General features: G+C 70.7%; 17 protein-coding genes and 1 pseudogene. All 18 read left to right on the plus strand.

Annotated features, from left to right (window positions below; genetic code table 11):
• A pseudogene (locus EK403_RS22420) lies at nt 1-679 on the plus strand (hypothetical protein); the annotation flags it as partial.
• Between the two features lie 21 nt (nt 680-700).
• Nucleotides 701-1,477 (plus strand): hypothetical protein, encoded by a 777-nt coding sequence (locus EK403_RS14970; protein ID WP_128778275.1) that lies wholly within the window; start codon nt 701-703, stop codon nt 1,475-1,477.
• A 220-nt stretch (nt 1,478-1,697) separates the two neighbouring features.
• On the plus strand, nt 1,698-2,315 hold the full coding sequence (locus tag EK403_RS14975) for a hypothetical protein (protein WP_128778276.1): 618 nt from the start codon (nt 1,698-1,700) through the stop codon (nt 2,313-2,315).
• Nucleotides 2,308-4,452, plus strand: coding sequence for a phage terminase large subunit family protein (locus EK403_RS14980; protein WP_128778277.1), 2,145 nt, complete (start codon nt 2,308-2,310; stop codon nt 4,450-4,452). The genes EK403_RS14975 and EK403_RS14980 overlap by 8 nt, the downstream gene beginning before the upstream one ends.
• Before the next feature lie 14 nt (nt 4,453-4,466).
• Nucleotides 4,467-4,730 (plus strand): DUF2158 domain-containing protein, encoded by a 264-nt coding sequence (locus EK403_RS14985; RefSeq protein ID WP_128778278.1) that lies wholly within the window; start codon nt 4,467-4,469, stop codon nt 4,728-4,730.
• A 6-nt stretch (nt 4,731-4,736) separates the two neighbouring features.
• Nucleotides 4,737-4,973 (plus strand): hypothetical protein, encoded by a 237-nt coding sequence (locus EK403_RS14990; protein ID WP_128778279.1) that lies wholly within the window; start codon nt 4,737-4,739, stop codon nt 4,971-4,973.
• Nucleotides 4,970-6,592 carry a phage portal protein gene (locus EK403_RS14995; RefSeq protein WP_206659555.1) on the plus strand — a complete coding sequence of 541 codons (1,623 nt, stop codon included), beginning with the start codon at nt 4,970-4,972 and terminating at the stop codon, nt 6,590-6,592. The genes EK403_RS14990 and EK403_RS14995 overlap by 4 nt, the downstream gene beginning before the upstream one ends.
• 15 nt (nt 6,593-6,607) lie before the next feature.
• Entirely contained in the window at nt 6,608-6,835 is a 228-nt protein-coding gene (locus tag EK403_RS15000) for an Acb2/Tad1 domain-containing protein (protein ID WP_128778281.1), read from the plus strand.
• A gap of 13 nt (nt 6,836-6,848) precedes the next feature.
• Nucleotides 6,849-8,339 carry a S49 family peptidase gene (locus tag EK403_RS15005; RefSeq protein WP_128778282.1) on the plus strand — a complete coding sequence of 497 codons (1,491 nt, stop codon included), beginning with the start codon at nt 6,849-6,851 and terminating at the stop codon, nt 8,337-8,339.
• A 59-nt stretch (nt 8,340-8,398) separates the two neighbouring features.
• A complete protein-coding gene (locus EK403_RS15010; protein WP_128778283.1) occupies nt 8,399-9,100 on the plus strand; it encodes a head decoration protein in 702 nt (233 codons plus the stop codon).
• 121 nt (nt 9,101-9,221) lie between these two features.
• Nucleotides 9,222-10,262, plus strand: coding sequence for a major capsid protein (locus EK403_RS15015; protein ID WP_128778284.1), 1,041 nt, complete (start codon nt 9,222-9,224; stop codon nt 10,260-10,262).
• 67 nt (nt 10,263-10,329) lie between these two features.
• Nucleotides 10,330-10,665, plus strand: coding sequence for a head-tail joining protein (locus EK403_RS15020; protein ID WP_128778285.1), 336 nt, complete (start codon nt 10,330-10,332; stop codon nt 10,663-10,665).
• Between the two features lies 1 nt (nt 10,666).
• Nucleotides 10,667-11,341 (plus strand): DUF6441 family protein, encoded by a 675-nt coding sequence (locus tag EK403_RS15025; RefSeq protein WP_128778286.1) that lies wholly within the window; start codon nt 10,667-10,669, stop codon nt 11,339-11,341.
• On the plus strand, nt 11,341-11,796 hold the full coding sequence (locus EK403_RS15030) for a hypothetical protein (protein WP_128778287.1): 456 nt from the start codon (nt 11,341-11,343) through the stop codon (nt 11,794-11,796). Before EK403_RS15025 ends, EK403_RS15030 begins: the two co-directional genes overlap by 1 nt.
• Nucleotides 11,797-11,824: 28 nt before the next feature.
• Entirely contained in the window at nt 11,825-12,799 is a 975-nt protein-coding gene (locus EK403_RS15035) for a phage tail tube protein (RefSeq protein WP_128778288.1), read from the plus strand.
• Complete coding sequence (locus tag EK403_RS15040) at nt 12,799-13,356, plus strand: hypothetical protein (protein ID WP_128778289.1); 558 nt, start codon at nt 12,799-12,801, stop codon at nt 13,354-13,356. Before EK403_RS15035 ends, EK403_RS15040 begins: the two co-directional genes overlap by 1 nt.
• Complete coding sequence (locus EK403_RS15045; RefSeq protein WP_128778290.1) at nt 13,353-13,568, plus strand: hypothetical protein; 216 nt, start codon at nt 13,353-13,355, stop codon at nt 13,566-13,568. Before EK403_RS15040 ends, EK403_RS15045 begins: the two co-directional genes overlap by 4 nt.
• Nucleotides 13,561-14,155: hypothetical protein (locus EK403_RS22425; protein ID WP_428979614.1), on the plus strand; the 595-nt coding region annotated here is incomplete at its 3' end. The genes EK403_RS15045 and EK403_RS22425, both read left to right, overlap by 8 nt.

The raw sequence follows: 14,155 nt of genomic DNA on the forward strand, positions 1-14,155 counted from the left end.
ATCGGCACCCATAAGAACGACTTCTTCTGAACGAGAAGGAGAGAGAGAGGCGCGCAAGCGGGAGGAAGACGACGGGCTCGACGAGGACGGCGAGCCGCTCGACGCCTTTCTGGCGATCTGGCCGACCGCGACCGTCGACGACCCGGACCGGACGGCCGCGGCCTGGGGCCGGCTGACCAAGGGCGAGCGGACGCAGGCGCGGAAACGCGCGCCGGCCTTCCTCGCCGAGCTGAAGGCGCACAAGCGCAGCCATCCGCCGGCGGCGGCGACCTATCTCGGGCAGAAGCGCTGGGAGGGGCTGGCGCGGCGGGAGGGGCCGAGCGCCGCGACGCCGTTCGCCGGCGCCTATCTCGACCCATGGACGAAACTCTGGTGGGCGGCGTTTGTGCTGGTCGCCGAAAGCGACCTGCCGACCTTCGATCGACGCAAGATCCTGAGGCTCTCCGAAACGCGGGTCGGGTACAAGCCGTCGGACCGCGATGCTGTCGAGCGCGTCGCCGAGACGCTGTCGCCGATCATGACCGACAACCCGCACGCCAAGCGCTGGGCGGACTGGTTCCGGGAGCGCGGCCTCGACCTCGACATGAAGTTCGCGGGCAAGCCTTTCGCTGTGTTCCTGCCCGCGCACGACCCGCCCTGGGCGCGAGATGCGGACGACGACGAGCGGCTGGCGGGGTGAGCGGGAGACGGGAGACGGGCGATGGTGAAGGCGAAGAAGCCCAAGGGCTGGTACGGCAAGGAAGCCAAGGCGGAACGCAAGGCCGCGCGCGAGGCGAGGGCGGAGCGGCGGCGCATCGAAGGCCGGCTCGCCGAGGCGCGGAAGCGTCGCCGGGAGGACGCCCGCGCCCTGGTCGAGCGGCAGGCGGCGGCGGTGTGCGAGACGGCCGAGGCGAGTCGGGCCGCACGCGCCGAGCGGGACCGGGCCTATGATCGGCAGGCCAAGAAGCTGAGGCGCGAGCTCGAACCGAAGCTCTCAGGCGTCGACCGCGGCACGCCGCACACCCGGCGGCAGCACCGCAAGACGAGCTTCGAGCGGCTTTGCGACGAGCGGGTCGTCACCGGAGAGATGGCGCAAGCGGCGCTGGAGATCGAGCGCGTCTATCTCGCGGTCTGCGGCGCGGTGGTGGTGCGGGCTCAGGCGATCGAGCCGAGGGGCGGACGGGGCGGGACCGGTCCGATGTCGGACGAGGTCGCGATGGCGCACGCTTCGCGCTACCGGCCATGGGCCGACGAGATGGCGCGGCTGCGCAAGGCCGGCGACTGGCCGATGCTCGAGATCGTCATCGACGTGGTGGTGGACGGCCGGACGCTGCGCGACGTTGAGATCGACAAGGGGATGCGCAACGGCTCGGCGCGCCATGCGCTGTGCTGGGCGCTGCTGAAATACGCCGTCATGGCGAGATGGGCGGACGCGGCGCTGCTCGTCCAGTACGAGGCGCGCCACGATGTTCACAGGCGCGCCCTGCAGGCCGCTTGACGGCGGGGACAGAATAGGGCCTCTTTTCGATCAAATCGCGTTGTGCGCCCGCCCCGGACCTCCGAGGCGGGCGTTTTCGTGAACGGCGGTCATCCGCAGCCGCGCCGAGCGGGTCCTTCCCCCGCCTCCACACCAATGCGGCAAGCTTTAGCGCTTTGGTTTTCTAGGTTTTGGTCCGGCCGACATCGTTGACCGGGTTGACCTCACTTGGGTGACGCGGATGACGCGGCAGGTTGACGGCCAGAAGGGGCTCGTCACCGCGGCCGAATACGCGCGTCTGCGGGGCGTCTCGAAGCAGGCCGCGTCGAAATGGCCGCTGGTGAGGGTCGAGGATCCGGAACGTCCGGGCCGCTTCCTGGTCGACGTCGCGGCGACCGACGCCCGCCGCGGGATCGAGCAGAACCCCCTGAAGCGCCAGGCTCCTACGCCGGCCTCTCCGCTCGCCGAGCGGGACCGGCAGACGCCGGCCCCGAGCCTGGTCCCCGACGAGGCGCAGCGATTCGGCCGCCAGAGCCGGATCGAGCGCGAACACTGGGCCGCCAAGAACGAGCGGCTGAACTATGAGGAGCGAATCGGCGCGCTGATCAGTCGGCCTGCGGCCGAGCGCGCGCAGACCGAGATGCTGAAAGCGATCCGCGCCCGCGTCATGGGGGCCGGCGCCCGGATCGCCGAGCGCGCCGCGGAGCTGAACGACCCTCGCGCCGTCCGCGCCCTGATCGACGAGGAGAACCGCCGCGCCCTGACCGCCGCGGCGCAGGACATCGACGATCTCGCCGAGGCGCTCGAAGCCGAAGACGCGCCCGCTGCCGACGACGAAACCGAGGCCCTCGATGCTTGAGGCCATTGACCCGCGACTCGAGCAGATCGCCGATCTCTGCCGCGCAGGCGCCCGCGCGATCCGGCCCGACGCGCCGATCGCGGTGTCGGACTGGGCGCTCAGGCACCGCGTGCTGTCGCCCGAGGCGTCGAGCCAGCCCGGCAAGTGGACCCATGACGCGATGCCGTATCTCATCGACATCATGGACGCGCTCGGCCCCGAGGACCCGTGCCACACCGGCGCGCTGATGAAGCCCGCCCAGTCTGCGGGCTCGGCCGCCGGCGAGAACTGGTTCGGCCACATGATGCACCGCGAGCCCGGTCCCGCGATGTACGTCCAGGCGACCATCAACGCCGCGAAGGACTGGAAGACCGAGAAGTTCGACCCGATGATCCGCGACTGCGCGGTCCTCGCGCCCGAAAAGGGCGGCGTCGTCCGCGCCCAGAAGTCGCGCGACGGCTCGGGCACCAAGGGCAACCGCGTCGTGTTCGCCGGCGGCTTCATCCTGCTCGCCGGCGCGAATTCCGGCGCGACGCTCCGGCAGCATTCGATCCGCTACATGTTCAAGGACGACATCGACGCCTGGCCCGAAGAGGTCGTCGCCAAGGGCGGGCGCTCCGAAGGCGACCCCGACCGGCTCGCCGACGGCCGCATCAAGACCTACAAGCGCTTCGGCCTGTCGAAGGAGTTCGCCTGCTCGTCGCCGACGCTGAAACGCTTCTCGCGCATCGAGCGCAAATACGAGGCCGGCGATCGCCGCCGCTGGTACATGGGCTGCCCGCACTGCCTGACGCGGTCCGACTTCGACTGGGAGGACGTCGTCCGGGAGGCGAAGCCGCCCTATCGCTGCCGCATCGTCTGCCCCGGCTGCTCGGCCGAGCTCCGCCAGAGCGACCGCGACGCGCTGAACGCGATCGGCGGATGGATCGCGACGGCGCCGGACGCCGACGGCGTGATCCCGGCCAAGAGCCTCACGCCGGCGGATTTCGAGATCTGGCGCGCCCGCACCAGGGCCCTGATGTCGCCGGTCAAGAGCTGGGCGATCACCGGCGTCATGAACTATCTCGACACATGGGACAGTCTCGCGGCCAAGGAGGACGCGGCCGGCTCCGATCCCGTCGCCCGGCAGGTCTTCGAGAATGTCGATCTCGGCCGCGCCTATGACGCCAAGGACGACGTCGTCGGCTGGGAGACGCTGGCGGCCCGCAAGGAGGCGGATTTCCGCATCCGCCGCGCGCCCCACGGGCCGCTGGTCTTCACCGTCGCCTGCGACGTGCAGGGCTACGGCATCTATGTCGAGACCGTCGGCTGGGGGCCGAACCGCGAAAGCTGGACGATCGACGCGCAGCTGCTGCCGGGCGAGACCGACGCGCCGGGCGAGGGGGCCTGGCCGAAGCTCGCTGCGCTGCTCGACCGCGGCGTGTCGCTCGCGACCGGCGCGAGGGTCGAGCCGGACCTGGTGCTGATCGATTCCGGCTACAACGCCGAAGCCGTCTACGGTTTCGTCAAGCGCCGCCCGAACGCCGTCGCGGTCAAGGGCGTCGACGGCTGGAACAAGCCGGCGATCGCGCGCGCCGAAAGCGCCGAGGTCCAGAAGTCGGGTCTCTCGGCCGGCAAGGCCAAGCGCCACGGCGTCAAGGTCTGGGTCGTGGGCGGCTGGTCGCTGAAGTCCGCGATCATGATCTATCTCTCGCGCGGCCTGAAGGAGGCCGAGGCCGGCCAGGCGGTCCCGAAGGGCTATTGCCACTTCCCAGCCGATCTCGGAGAGGACTATTTCCGGCAGCTCGTCGCCGAAAGCGTCGTGGTCGAGACCATCAACGGCGAGCCCCGGCGGCGCTGGAAGCGCCACGGCGAGAACCACTTCCTCGACTGCCGCACCTACAACCTTGCGGGCACGCATTTCCTCGGGCTCTGGAACTGGAGCGACGAGCGCTGGGCCGCGCGGGCGTCGGACCTCGCAAGGCTCAAGGCCCCTGTCCAGACCAGCATGTTCGGCGACGCCGCGGAAGCGACGCGCGAGATCGTGGCGACCGACCCATCGGCCGACCATGCCGCCGGGCCCGTCGACGAGACGGCTCCGCCGCCGACCGAGCGTCCGACGCGTGTGCGCGGCTCGGTCTTCGCCGGCCTGTCGGATCTCGCAAGCCTCAATCGTTGAGAGAGGAGACCACCATGTCGAAGCGCAGGGCGCAGGGCGCCGCCGAAATCGAGGAAAGCGACGCGCCCGCGGTGGGCGACGTGGTCAAGCTTGTGGCGGGCGGCCCGAACATGACGGTCCGCGAGGTCCGGCAGGGTCTCGTCGCAACGGAATGGACCGACGGGGCCAGACAGGCCCAGACCGCGTCGTTCCCGTCGGACAGCCTGCGCCTGGTCCGACGCGCCGGCGCAGCCGACACGAAAGCCGACGACGCCTCCGCCGAGACCGAGACGGCCTGACGCCCGATGACGCTCGCCGAACTCGACGCCGCGATCGCCGAGCTCGAGGCGGCGAAGCGCGCCCGGCTGACCGGCGTCATGGTCTCGAAGGTCTCCTATGACAGCCGCGTCGCGACCGAATTCGCGGCCGCGACCGTGGCGGAGATCGAGCAGGAGCTGACGCGGCTGCGCGTCGAGCGCGCCCGGCTGACGGGATGTCCCTCGCCGGTCCGTCCGGTCTATGCGGGCTTCGGATCGCGATGAGCGCGACGAAGCCCCGCATTCGCGTCGCGGCCGGGTCGCGCCCGATGGCGGCCGCTTCCCGCAGCGCGCATCAGTCGGCCGATCTCGGCGCCCAGGCGGTCGCCGGATGGGTCCCGCCTCTGCTGTCGCCGGACGCCGAATGGCTCTACGAGCGGGATCTCTCGGTCGCGCGCATCCGCGACCTGGTGCGGAACGACGGCTGGGCGCAGGCCGCGGTCGACCGCATGGTCGATATGACGGTCGGGGCGACGTTCCGGCTTTCGGCGAAGCCCGACGCCGCCTCGCTCGGGATCAGCCAGGCCGAGGCCGACGCGCTCGCGCTGAGAATCGAGGCCAGATGGCGCAAATACGCCAATGACCCGACGTTCCGGGCGGACGCTGAGCGCGCCTTGCCGGTCGTCGGTCTGTTCGGCCTCGCGGCGCGCGAGCTGGTCGCGACCGGAGAGGCCTGCGCGGTGCTGCGCTGGCTTCCAAAGGCCGGATGGCCGTTTGCGACCGCGCTGCAGATGGTCGACGCCGACCGCCTGTCGAACCCCCATGGGGCGCCGGACGACGAGACGATCCGCGGGGGCGTCGAATGCGACGCCAATGGCGCGGCGGTCGCCTATCATTTTCGCGACGGGCATCCGTCCGACTGGTTCGCGAGCGCAAAATCGCAGGCCTGGACCCGGATCGAACGCTTCGAGCGGCTGGGCGACTGGGAGCGGCCCAAGGTTCTGCATCTCTTCGAGAAGCGCCGCCCCGGGCAGCGCCGCGGCGTGTCGCGGCTGACCGCGGCGCTCGTCAAGCAGCGCCTGCTCGCAAAATATTCCGAGGCCGAGGTCAAGGCCGCGGCGCTGAACGGCTCGATCGTCGGCGCGATCTACACCCAGATGGGGTCGGAATACGCCGCCGAGGCGCTCGGCTCGACCGACGGGCAGCAGGATTGGGGCGCGTTCAACGCCGCCCGCACCGATTTCTACGGCGAACGCCGCCTGATGGACGAGGCGCGCTTCGTCACGATGTTCCCGTCCGACCGGCTCGACCTCAATTCGACGCCGCGGCAGGTGTCGGGCTATCCGGCGTTCCAGAAGGCGTTCCTGCAGGGTTTCGCGGCCTCGCTCGGCATCTCCTACGAGCAGCTGTCGATGGACTGGACGTCGACGAACTATTCTTCGGCCCGCGCCGCGCTGAACGAGACCTGGCGGACGATCCAGCGGCTGCGCGCCGTCATCGTCTGGGGCTTCGTGCATCCGTTCTACGCCGCATGGCTGGAGGACGCGATCGACACCGGCGAGGTCGAGCTGCCGGCGGGCGCGCCGGACTTCTACGACGAGCCCGCGGCCTACGCCCAGGCCGAATGGGTCGGTCCGGGCCGCGGCTATGTCGACCCTGTGAAGGAGGCGCAGGCCGCCATCCTGCGCATCAGGGGCCGGATCTCGACCTATGAGCGCGAGGCGGCCGAGCAGGGCGGCGACTGGATGCTGAACCTGCAGCAGGCCGCCCGGGAGGAGGCCGCGTTCCGCGACGCGAACGTCGCGCTGCCCGACGACACGGTCGCGGCGCCTTCGGCGCCCGCGCGGGAAACCACGGACGCGGACCAAGACGAAGACGACTCCAAACAACGCGAAGCAGCCTGAGCTGAAGGAATAGCCATGACGACCGTCCAGAGCATGTCCGACGACCGGACTGTGAACAACGTGATGCGCCACGCTTACCGGGTGCTTTCGGACGAGGAGAAGCGGGCGATGCAGGAGATCAAGGATATGGGTCTCGCCTTCCATGATCGCATCGCTTTGCTTGGCTCCAGCCGAGAGGTGTCGCTCGCGAAAACCAAGGTGGAAGAGGCCGTCATGTGGGCCGTGAAGCACCTCACCGCCTGAGGGGACGGCTCTCATGAACGACCTCGACCTCGCCCTGCGCACGCCGGGACGGGCGCTGCTGCTCGAGCCGCGCGCGGCGCGGGCCCAGGCCTCCCGGCTGCTGTCTGGCGAGCGGCCGCGACGCCGCGGGCTGATCTCGGCGCTCGCCGGCGCGGTCGGCCTCGCTCCGCAGGAGGAGGCGCCGGCGAAGCCCGAGGCCTTCCGTCCGCTGGTCGACTGGGCCGCCGAGGTCGAATTCGGCGCGGGCTTCGCGCTCATAGGGCCGATCGCCGTCATCGACGTATGCGGCGTGCTGACCCCAAAGGGCTATTACGACTGGTGGACCGACGAATGGAACGGCGGCTATCGCCAGATCGGCGCCGCGATCCGCGCCGCCCGCGCCGATGATCGCGTCGCAGGAATTTTGCTGCGTGTCGACTCGCCCGGCGGGCTCGTGGCCGAGAATTTCGACCTCTGCGACGAGATCTATGAGGGCTCGGCGCGCAATGGCGGCAAGCCGATCTGGGCTCATGCCGCGAGCCTCGCCTGCTCGGCCGCCTACGGCCCCGCGGCGTCCTGCGACCGCGTGCTCGCCGGCCGCGAGGCCGAGATCGGCTCGATCGGCGTCGTCATCGTCCATGTCGACGAGAGCGAGATGCTCAAGGACTGGGGGCTGAAGGTCGAGGCGCTCGAGTCCTCGCCCGGCAAGACCATGGGCGCGCCATGGAAGCCGCTCGACGACGCGACCCGCGCGCATTGGCAGGCCGACGTCGACGAGCTCGCGCGCCGGTTCTCGGGCGTCGTCGAGCGCGGCCGCGGCGTCTCGGCCGACGCCGTCAAGGCGCTCGACGCCCGCTACTTTCTGGCCGATCACAGCGACCCGGCGCTCTCCGCCAGGGCGCACGGCCTGGTCGACGAGATCATGACCGAGCGGGCGGCGGCCGCCGCCCTGATCCAATCCCTGTCGCCTCCCGACGGAACCGGGACGCCCGCTGCGGCAGGGGCTTCGCGCGCGGCGTCCCGGTCATCGAAGGAGATACACATGGCGAAGATCGACGCCGCCATGATCGCCGCGCTCGAGACGCAATCCGAGGGCGGCGACGAGGAAGAGAAGGCCGCTGCGGACGACAAGCTGAGCCGCATCAAGGCGATCCTCGAGGAAGAGGATGACGACGAGGGCGACGACGAGGAGGCGTCCGACGCCGATGCGCCGGCGGCCGGATCCTCCGGCAAGCCCGCTGCGAAGCCCGACTGTCTCAGCGCCGCCATGGCGGTCCTCGACCTGCCCGAGGCCAAGGGTCGCGAGAAGCTCGCCCGCAAGCTCGCCGAAAAGGCCGGCAAGGGCGCGCTCTCGGTCCAGGACGCCAAGGAGATGCTGGCCGAAGCGCCGAAGGCCTCGCGCCTCGGCGAGGCGATGGCCGACCGCGACAAGGGACTCAACCCGTCGAGCGAGCCGGACAAGCCCGGCGCCGGCCTTGGCGCCGCGATCGACCGCATGAACGAGGCCCAGAAGCGCCGCGCCTGAGCGCGGCGTCTCAATCAAACCCTAACCGGCGCCGCCGCGCCTGAAACAGGAGGCAGTCCATGCTGCGCACGCACACCGCGTCGGCTCCGAAGGTCGAGACCGACGTCCTCAAATGGGAGATCAATCCCGTCTGGAGCCGGGAGACCGGCACTCTGCTGGCCGGGTCAGGAAGCGACCGCGAGGTCGAGATCGGAACCGTCCTCGGCGCGATCACCGGCGACGGCGCCGCGACCGCGACCGTCGCGGCCGACGCCGGCAACACCGGCAATGGCGTGCTGACCATGGCGACGCCCGCCACCACATCGACGGCCAAGACCGGCGTCTATGTGGTGACCTGCACCGAGCCCGCCACCAATGGCGGGACGTTCTCGGTCGAGGATCCGGACGGCGTGACGATCGGGACCGCCAAGGTCGGCGTGGCCTACGCCAAGCAGGTGCGCTTCACGATCGCGGATGGCGCGACCGACTTCGTCGCGGGAGACCTTTTCACGATCACGGTCGACAAGGAGGCCCCGTCCGAGAAGCTCACCGCGATCGACTTCTCGGCGACCGACGGCCGCCAGAACGCCTGCGGGGTCAGCCTGATCAAGACCGTCGCGCTCGACGGCGAGGACAATGTCGACGGCGTCGTGTTCTCCAAGCGCGGCTCGGTGGTCCGCCGCCAGGGCCTCGTCTGGCCCGCCGGCGCGACCGACGACCAGATCGCGAAGGCCGTGAAGCAGCTTAAGGATCTCGGCGTCCTGGTGCGCGTCGGCTACTAGGCCGCCCGCCGCCTCCCATCCGATCGACCCGCGCGGTTCAAGGACCGCGCGGGCTTAGCCGTCCCGCGCCCCGGACCTCTCCGGCCGCGCCGTTCCCACGTCCTGAGAAGGAGAGGCTCCAATGGACGAGATCGTCTTCCCCTATACCTCGATCCAGCTGACCGAGCAGGTCAACCGGGTCCCGAACCTCTACGGCCTGCTGAACGCCCTCAATCTGTTCCCGACCGAGGGCGTCATCTCGACGCTGGTCGAGATCCGCCGCGAGGGCGACACGCTGACCGTCCTGCCCGCGGTCGAGCGCGGCGGCCCGCCCACGGTCGCCGACCGCGAGCCGGGCAGCGCGATCTATTTCGAGATCCCGCACTTCCCTCACATGGACCTGATCACGCCCAAGGACCTGCAGAACATGGTCACGGTCCTCGGCCGCGCCGGCGTCCGGCCGCGGACCATGGACGACGAGATGGCGAAGAGGCTCAGGACGATCCGCGGCAAGCACGCCATCACCCGCGAATATGTCCGCATGGGCGCGCTCAAGGGCCTGATCAAGGACGGCGCGGGCCGGACGCTCTACGATCTGTTCGCGACCTTCGACATCACGAAGAAGGTGGTGGATTTCGCGCTGAACAACACCGCGACCGACGTCAACGCGAAGTGCGAGGAGGTGCTGGCCCATGTGCAGGACAATCTGCTGGGCGAGACCTCGTCGGGCGTCGAGGCGATCGTGAGTCCGAGTTTCTTCGGAAAGCTCGTCGGCCACCCGAACGTCGAGAAATACTGGCTCCAGACTCAGAACGCCGGCCAGCTCGCCAGCACCGAACGCCAGAATCTCGGCGGTCAGTGGGGGCGGGTCTTCGAGCTCCAGACCATCATGTTCCGCGAGTATCGCGGCACGGCGCCGCTCAAGAACGCGATCGGCGAGCTCACCTCCGAGCCCTTCGTGGCCGCGAACAAGGGCCACGCCTATCCGGTCGGTACCCAGTCGGCCTTCGCGACCTATGACGCGCCGCCGAACGACGTCCGCTACATCAACATTCCGGGGATCGAGGTGCTGATCTCGCCCAAGATCCTCGACCATGGCGCGGGCGTCGAGCTCATGACGCAATCAAACCCGCTGGCGATCCCCCGCCGCATCGAAACGCTGGTCGAGCTCACCACGAGCTGACCCTAAGACGTCGGACGTCTCGCGACGGGCCGCCTTCGGGCGGCCCATCGCGTTTGAAGGAGCCGCCATGCGCCAGGACCTCGCCGACAAGGCCGTCGACGCCGCCTTCTGGGCGATCGCGGCGCCGGCGGAGTACCGGGCGCCGAGCGCCTCCGGCGGCGTCCCGTGCAAGGTCGTCGTGGTCTCGCCCGACGAGGATCTCGACGTCGGCCAGTCGCGCGTGACGACGCGCACCATGCGGCTCGACGTCCGCGGCTTCGACGTGCCCCAGCCGGTCAAGGGCGGCGTCTTCACGCTGCTCGACGACGCCGGCGCCCCCGCCGGAAGCTGGCGGGTGCTCGGCGATCCCCAGAGGAAGGATTCGCTGCGGCGGATCTGGACCTGCGTCGTCGAGGCCGCCTGAGATGGTCGGCCTGCGGCTCGACTGGTTCCTGGACGGCGGCGGGAACCTGAAGCAGTTCTATGAGGGCAAGCTCGCGGTCGCGGAGCGCGGGCTCTACGGCGCGGCGGGGATCGCGGCTGGCGTCGGCCGCGACCGCTTTCGCGCCGACGTCACGGGCGCAGGCCTTGGCCAGCGCCTCGCCAACAGCGTGCGCGGCGTGGTCTATCCGCGGCCCGGAATCCGCACGCTGTCGCCGGCGGCGTTCATCTTCTCCAAGGCGCCGCGCATCATCTCGGCCTTCGAGAGCGGCGCCGTGATCCGTCCCGTCGGAGGCCAGAAGTTCCTCTGGATACCGACCGAGAACGTGCCGCGCAGCGGCCGCGGGCGGATGTCGCCCGGCGCCGTCGAGGAGCGCTTCGGCGACTTCGACTATGTGCCATCTCTGCTCAGCCGCGGGACCTTCCTCGCGGTCGTGAACGCCCGCCGCAGCGCAAAGACCGGGCGGGCGCGCTCGGTCCTGGGGCTGAAGCGCGCCCCCCGGAAGGTCGACCGGCTGGTGATGTTCGTGCTGGTGAAGTTCACGACGCTCCGGAAGCGCCTCGACATCGCGGGCGTCGCCCGCGCGCTCGAGGCCGAGTGGCCCGACATCGCGGCGCGCTCGCTCGCCCAGGCCCTTGCGAACGAGGAGCGGAGCTGATGGCGTCGATCTCCGAGGCCGCCTATGCGGCGCTCGCGGCCGTGCTGGCGCCGGCCTTCGTCCCGTTCGGCGTCGACGATTTCCGCCGCAATGTCTCGGCGCTGAGCGACATGAAGGCGCTGCCCGCCGGCGGCGAGATCTTCGCGACGCTGCGCGACGCCGGCGTCGAGATCGACGTCGAACTGCTGTCGCCCCGCAGCTACGAGCTGATGATCCGCGCCCAGATCGAGCTCGTGGTGGCGGACGCCGACGATGCGCGCCGCGACGCGACCTTCGACGAGGTCCTGATCGCGATCGACGACGCGCTCGACGCGGACCGCGCGCTCGACGGCGCCGTGACAGACGCGGAGATCGAGCGGCTCGATCCCGTCGATCTCGCGATCGAGGGCGCGGAGGGATCGAAGGCCGCGCTCGTCACGATCCGCATGCTGGCGCGCAGCCCGCGCCCGTTCTGACCCATCCGAACCCGTGAGGACATGACCCATGTCGACGCTTGACACGCCGATCGGCAAGACGCTCGAGCTCGGGCTCGGGACCGAGGACGACTATGGCGTCGCGCCCGACGGCCCGATCGCCAGCACCCGCGTCTACACGTCGAGGATCTCGAGCCAGAAGCCGCTGGAGAACGACCCGATCCTCGGCGGCGGCGCGAACAACGGCCGCGACGCCACGGCCCCCGCTCCCGGCCTCGTCGCCGCCAACGGCTCGATCGAGGTCCCGCTCGACTTCAACCATATCGGCCATTGGCTGCATCTGTTCTTCGGCGCGGCCTCCGTGTCCGGAACCACGACCAAGACCCACGTCTTCACCTCCGGCAAGCTCGTCCTGCCCTCCAAGACCATCCAGCAGAAGCTGACGGGACGTCTGTCGCACCATCTCGGAATCGTCGGCCGCACCCAGCGCTTCCAGCTCGGCCAGGCGGCGGGCTTCCGGCGCGTCACCATGGAGGTCGGGGGCCGCGACGACGCGGTCTTCACGGGCGCCGACATCGCCACGAATGAGATCGCCCGGGAAGCGGCGCTCGCGGCCGCGCCGTTTCCAGCCGCCCGCGGCGAGCTGCTGCTCGACGGGACGCCCGTCGCCTCGCTGATCAGCTTCGACGGCACCTACGACACGGCGCTCGCCGAGGAGCGTTATGTCGACAATTCCGACGCGGTCTCGGGCTGGGCGCCGGGCGATCGCGAAGCGTCATGGACCGGCTCCATGACGGTCCGATGGCTGAACGCGGACCTCGAGAGCCAGGCCCGCGCCGAGACCGACCTCGCCATGACGGTGCGCTATTCGGCGGGCGCCGGCCTGTCGCTCGCGCTGTCGGGACTGATGCGGCTGGAGCGCGCCGGCCTGCAGATCGAAGGGCCGGGCAAGCTGCAGCAGCATTTCAACTTCCGCGGCCAGCAGACCGCCGCCGCCCCGATGCTGACCGCGACGCTGGTCAACGCCGTGACGGCCTACGCCTGATGCTGCGCCTCCGGACGTCGGTCGGGCGGACGCCCGAGCGGCTCGATCTCGACGGAAACGCATGGGTCGAGGTCCGCTGCGCGTCGCTCGCGGACTATCACGCCGCCGTCGCGCACGGCGCGGCTGTCGCGCAGGCGATCGAGGAGGGCGGGCTCGCCCTCGAGACGCTGGGGCTCGCTCTGCCCGACTCGGTGTCGGGCAGGACCGCGCACGCCGCGATCCGCGATTGGGCGTTCCATCTCGAGATCGGGGCCGCCTGCGTCGTCGCCTGGGGCGGGATCGGCGACCAGGAGGGTGTCGCCCTCGCCGAGCCGACGCCCGAGACCGTCAAGCTCCTGATGGCCGACCCGGCGGTCTCCGGCCGGATCGTGCGGGCGGCGCTGCGGCGCGTCCATGAGGTCTTCGACGAGGGGGAAGGATCGGCCGTCTCGCCGACTGGCGGGCGCGGGACGGCCTCTCCTACTGCCGCGCCTGCCGCGACGAAGGCGAGCCCTGCGCCGTCCTCGGACGGTCTTCGGACGGCCGGCGATGCCCCGAGCGCGAGTTCGCGCCAGTGACGACGGAAGGCCGCCGCGCAGCCGACATCCTGACATTGCCGGGCATGTGGCGCCGCGCCGGCCTCGAGGGCCGCGTCACGGGGCTCGACTATGGCGCGGCGATCGCCGCCTCGCCCTCCTGCGATCCCGCCGCGCTCGGCCACTGCCTCGAGCGCGGCGAGGCCGCGACGCTGAGGGCGCTGTCCGAACGCCGGGAGACCTCGCATGGCTGAGCGCACGGGCGGCACGGTCTCGATCCGCCTCGCGGTCAAGGACGGCGAGGTCGTGCGCCGTGCGCTCCGCGAGGTCGGCGAGGAGGGCCAGAGGGCGCTCCGCGCGCTCGACGACGCGTCCCGCGCGCCCACGCAGGGGGCGCTCGCGCTCTCGGCCGCCGTGCAGGAGGTGAGGTCGAGCGTCGAGGGTATGGCGACGGCGTCGGGCGCGCTCGGGCCGGGGCTGACTTTGTTGCGGGGACTTGGACCGGCGGGGATCGCCGCCGGCGTCGGCGTCGCCGCCGGGGCCGCGGCGATCGTGGCGGGGATCGGACAGGCGCGCGAGGCGATCGAGACCTTCTCGAACGTCGTCGACGACGCCGCCAACGCCGGTCTGTCCACCGACGCCTATCAGGGCGTCGCCGCTGCGGCTCTCACGGCCGGCGTCAGCACCGAGCAGCTCAACGCCGCGCTGGAGCGCTTCGCGGTCAACGCCGGCCAGGCGGCGGCCGGGCAGGGCGATCTCTACGAGAAGCTCGCGGCCTACAATCCGGCCGCCGCGGAGGCGATCCGCAACGCCACGACGCAGGCGGAGCGGGGCCGCCTCC

It is taken from the genome of Hansschlegelia zhihuaiae (assembly GCF_004103825.1).
Classification (GTDB): Bacteria; Pseudomonadota; Alphaproteobacteria; order Rhizobiales; family Methylopilaceae; genus Methylopila; species Methylopila zhihuaiae.

Bases quoted from the DNA above. Each gene is read 5' to 3' on its own strand.
- EK403_RS14970 (WP_128778275.1), top strand. From the start codon at position 701: ATGGTGAAGGCGAAGAAGCCCAAGGGCTGGTACGGCAAGGAAGCCAAG.
- EK403_RS14975 (WP_128778276.1), top strand. From the start codon at position 1,698: ATGACGCGGCAGGTTGACGGCCAGAAGGGGCTCGTCACCGCGGCCGAA.
- EK403_RS14980 (WP_128778277.1), top strand. From the start codon at position 2,308: ATGCTTGAGGCCATTGACCCGCGACTCGAGCAGATCGCCGATCTCTGC.
- EK403_RS14985 (WP_128778278.1), top strand. From the start codon at position 4,467: ATGTCGAAGCGCAGGGCGCAGGGCGCCGCCGAAATCGAGGAAAGCGAC.
- EK403_RS14990 (WP_128778279.1), top strand. From the start codon at position 4,737: ATGACGCTCGCCGAACTCGACGCCGCGATCGCCGAGCTCGAGGCGGCG.
- EK403_RS14995 (WP_206659555.1), top strand. From the start codon at position 4,970: ATGAGCGCGACGAAGCCCCGCATTCGCGTCGCGGCCGGGTCGCGCCCG.
- EK403_RS15000 (WP_128778281.1), top strand. From the start codon at position 6,608: ATGACGACCGTCCAGAGCATGTCCGACGACCGGACTGTGAACAACGTG.
- EK403_RS15005 (WP_128778282.1), top strand. From the start codon at position 6,849: ATGAACGACCTCGACCTCGCCCTGCGCACGCCGGGACGGGCGCTGCTG.
- EK403_RS15010 (WP_128778283.1), top strand. From the start codon at position 8,399: ATGCTGCGCACGCACACCGCGTCGGCTCCGAAGGTCGAGACCGACGTC.
- EK403_RS15015 (WP_128778284.1), top strand. From the start codon at position 9,222: ATGGACGAGATCGTCTTCCCCTATACCTCGATCCAGCTGACCGAGCAG.
- EK403_RS15020 (WP_128778285.1), top strand. From the start codon at position 10,330: ATGCGCCAGGACCTCGCCGACAAGGCCGTCGACGCCGCCTTCTGGGCG.
- EK403_RS15025 (WP_128778286.1), top strand. From the start codon at position 10,667: ATGGTCGGCCTGCGGCTCGACTGGTTCCTGGACGGCGGCGGGAACCTG.
- EK403_RS15030 (WP_128778287.1), top strand. From the start codon at position 11,341: ATGGCGTCGATCTCCGAGGCCGCCTATGCGGCGCTCGCGGCCGTGCTG.
- EK403_RS15035 (WP_128778288.1), top strand. From the start codon at position 11,825: ATGTCGACGCTTGACACGCCGATCGGCAAGACGCTCGAGCTCGGGCTC.
- EK403_RS15040 (WP_128778289.1), top strand. From the start codon at position 12,799: ATGCTGCGCCTCCGGACGTCGGTCGGGCGGACGCCCGAGCGGCTCGAT.